The sequence below is a fragment of the Rothia endophytica genome, assembly GCF_928381505.1.
Classification (GTDB): domain Bacteria; phylum Actinomycetota; class Actinomycetes; order Actinomycetales; family Micrococcaceae; genus Rothia; species Rothia endophytica_A.
In genome coordinates, this window is the sequence record NZ_CAKMSJ010000027.1 from 1 (window position 1) to 1,266 (window position 1,266).

1 protein-coding gene is annotated in these 1,266 nt (G+C 49.5%); it reads left to right on the top strand.

Going from position 1 to position 1,266, the window contains the following annotated elements:
- Positions 1-251 precede the first annotated feature (251 nt).
- Positions 252-1,088 (top strand): ANT(3'')-Ia family aminoglycoside nucleotidyltransferase AadA9, encoded by an 837-nt coding sequence (locus L6990_RS11785; RefSeq protein WP_010991842.1) that lies wholly within the window; start codon positions 252-254, stop codon positions 1,086-1,088.
- Positions 1,089-1,266: the final 178 nt, after the last annotated feature.

Sequence of the window (1,266 nt, forward strand, 5' to 3'; positions counted from 1 at the left end):
CCTGTTCGGTTCGTAAGCTATAATGCAAGTAGCGTATGCGCTCACGCAACTGGTCCAGAACCTTGACCGAACGCAGCGGTGGTAACGGCGCAGTGGCGGTTTTCATGGCTTGTTATGACTGTTTTTTTGTACAGTCTATGCCTCGGGCATCCAAGCAGCAAGCGCGTTACGCCGTGGGTCGATGTTTGATGTTATGGAGCAGCAACGATGTTACGCAGCAGGGCAGTCGCCCTAAAACAAAGTTAGACATGATGAGCAACTCTATACACACCGGAATCTCAAGACAGCTTTCACAGGCACGCGATGTAATTAAACGCCATTTGGCATCAACGCTGAAAGCCATACACTTGTATGGTTCTGCAATTGATGGTGGCCTCAAACCATATAGCGACATTGATCTGCTGGTTACCGTGGATGCACGCTTGGATGAAGCTACCAGACGCTCCCTGATGCTCGATTTCTTGAATATCTCGGCACCACCATGCGAAAGCTCAATACTCCGGCCGCTAGAGGTAACTGTTGTTGCATGCAACGAAGTAGTGCCTTGGCGTTATCCGGCACGACGAGAACTGCAGTTCGGGGAGTGGCTGCGGGAGGATATTCTTGAAGGTGTCTTCGAGCCAGCCGCCTTGGACGCCGACCTTGCAATTCTAATAACGAAAGCTAGGCAACACAGCATCGCTTTAGTAGGTCCAGTGGCTCAAAAAGTCTTCATGCCGGTGCCAGAGCATGACTTTCTCCAGGTGCTTTCCGATACCCTTAAGCTGTGGAATACTCATGAGGATTGGGAAAATGAGGAGCGGAACATCGTACTCACGTTAGCTCGGATCTGGTATAGCACTGAAACTGGAGGAATCGTCCCCAAGGATGTGGCCGCCGAATGGGTTTTAGAGCGCTTGCCAGCTGAGCATAAGCCAATACTGGTTGAGGCGCGGCAAGCCTATCTTGGGCTTTGCAAGGATAGTCTTGCTTTGCGTGCAGATGAGACTTCGGCGTTCATTGGCTATGCAAAGTCTGCGGTCGCTGATTTGCTCGAAAAGCGAAAATCTCAAACTTCGCATATTTGCGATGGCGCCAAGAACGTCTAACGTCTAACTATTCATTTAAGCCGAAGCCGCTTCGCGGCTCGGCTTAATTCAGGCGTTAGATGCACTAAGCACATAATTGCTCACAGCCAAACTATCAGGTCAAGTCTGCTTTTATTATTTTTAAGCGTGCATAATAAGCCCTACACAAATTGGGAGATATATCATGAAAGGCTGGCTT